Here is a 1,802-nt window from a genome sequence, read left to right as displayed (position 1 = left end):
GCCTTGCACATCTCGCAGCCGGAAGAAGTGGCAAAGTTCATCATCAAGGCTGCGCTGGAAGCAAAGTAAGCCCTTGAGGGAAAAAAGGGCTACAGTCCAAAAACTGTAGCCCTTCAATTCTTACTGAACGTCCAGTAGCTCAACATCAAAGATCAGGTTCGCGTTCGGTGGAATCGGGCCGATACCGTCAGCGCCGTAGCCCATCTCCGCCGGCACAATAATCGTGCGCTTTCCGCCCACTTTCATGCCCTGTACGCCCACGTCCCAGCCCTTGATGACCTGGCCGCCATCGACCTTGAAACTGAACGGCGAACGCCCTACCGACGAATCAAACTGGGCGCCATGCTGCGACTCAGCCTTCGGCTCATACAGCCAGCCCGTGTAATTGACTACAGCGATAGAGCCGGCGGTCGCCTCCTTGCCAGTGCCAGCCACGGTATCAATTTTTTGCAGGGAAATCGCCGGAGCTGCCTCGGACGAAGCTGGAGCCGTCGGCTCATTGCGCTTGCAGGCGGACATGGCAAGGGCCAGGGTCAGTGCAACGGCGGAATAGGAAAGCAGCTTTTTCAAATGAATATCTCGCATGAGTGGGTAAATAGATCCGCCAGAAACGAAAAAGGCCAATCCGAAGATTGACCTAAGCTCTTGATTCAAATGGTCGGGGCGAGAAGATTCGAACTTCCGACCCCCTGCACCCCATGCAGGTACGCTACCAGGCTGCGCTACGCCCCGACTCGAGCCACGGATTATAGCAGAGCATATTCAATTTTTGCCAACCTTGCACCATACTATATGCATGATGATCGATACCGCCCTGATTTTGCAGGCTTCTGAACTCATCCAGCAGGCGGATGGGCTGATTGTGGCTGCCGGTGCGGGCATGGGCGTGGACTCTGGCCTGCCGGACTTCCGCGGCAACCAGGGCTTCTGGCAAGCCTACCCTGCCCTCGGCAAGGCGCAGATGGAATTCACGCGCGTAGCCTCGCCTGCGACCTTCCGCCGCGATCCCGCGCTGGCTTGGGGTTTCTATGGCCACCGGCTCTCGCTTTATCGGCACACGGTACCGCATGACGGCTTCCGCATGCTGCGCGAATGGGGCGAGGCGATGGCGCATGGCGTGTCCGTCTTCACCAGCAATGTGGATGGACATTTTCAGCAAGCGGGCTTCGACCGCGTCTACGAATGCCATGGCTCGATTCATCACCTGCAGTGCATGCAGCCCTGCTGCAACGACATCTGGAGCGCGGAAGCATTCACGCCGGACGTGGACAGCAATGCCTGCCGGCTTCTGAACACGCCGCCCCATTGCCCGCACTGCGGCGGCCTGGCGCGGCCGAATATCCTGATGTTTGGCGATGGCGACTGGCTGGAGCGGCGCAGCGCGCAGCAGGCCGAGCGCCTGGAGCGCTGGCTGGAGAATGTAGAACGTCCGCTGGTAGTTGAGCTGGGCGCGGGCACGGCGATTCCATCGGTCCGCTATTTCAGCCAGCAGGTGGTGGCGCGTGGCGGACGGCTAATCCGCATCAATCCCCGCGAGCCGCAGGTATCGGGCAAGCTCGATGTAGGACTGGCAGCGGGCGCGCTGGAAGGCTTGCGCGCCATCGCCACCGCAATGGATTAAACGTATTTGACCGCGATGCCGGACAGGCCTTCAACCCGGCCCACCATGGTCTGTCCGCGCTGAACCGCGCCCACACCTTCCGGAGTGCCGCTGAAAATCAGGTCGCCCGGTTCCAGTTTGAACAGTGTGGACAGATTGGCGATCGTTTCGCTGATCGACCAGATCAGATGCGTCACGTGGC

3 protein-coding genes and 1 tRNA gene are annotated in these 1,802 nt (G+C 59.8%); 1 reads left to right on the top strand and 3 read right to left on the bottom strand.

Features of this window, described 5'->3' with window-relative positions:
* Window positions 1-120: 120 nt before the first annotated feature.
* Both AB4Z11_RS30700 and AB4Z11_RS30695 read right to left on the bottom strand, forming a co-directional pair.
* The gene (locus AB4Z11_RS30700; RefSeq protein ID WP_442029820.1) at window positions 121-570 is read right to left on the bottom strand and encodes an FKBP-type peptidyl-prolyl cis-trans isomerase; all 450 of its coding nucleotides are present in this window, start codon (window positions 568-570) and stop codon (window positions 121-123) included.
* 85 nt (window positions 571-655) lie between these two features.
* Window positions 656-732, bottom strand: a tRNA-Pro gene (locus AB4Z11_RS30695).
* A 64-nt stretch (window positions 733-796) separates the two neighbouring features.
* On the opposite strand from AB4Z11_RS30695, the gene AB4Z11_RS30690 reads away from it, so the two are divergent.
* Window positions 797-1,621, top strand: coding sequence for an SIR2 family NAD-dependent protein deacylase (locus AB4Z11_RS30690; protein WP_442029818.1), 825 nt, complete (start codon window positions 797-799; stop codon window positions 1,619-1,621).
* Here AB4Z11_RS30690 and AB4Z11_RS30685 read toward each other — a convergent pair.
* Window positions 1,618-1,802, bottom strand: a 185-nt coding sequence (locus AB4Z11_RS30685; RefSeq protein WP_442029816.1) for a fumarylacetoacetate hydrolase family protein, incomplete at its 5' end; no start/stop codon positions are given. The two genes, AB4Z11_RS30690 and AB4Z11_RS30685, sit on opposite strands and share 4 nt — an antisense overlap.

Origin of the sequence: Pseudoduganella sp. RAF53_2, from assembly GCF_052113985.1 — a bacterium.
Lineage (GTDB): Bacteria > Pseudomonadota > Gammaproteobacteria > Burkholderiales > Burkholderiaceae_D > Rugamonas.
This window is presented reverse-complemented; position numbering and strand designations above follow the sequence as displayed.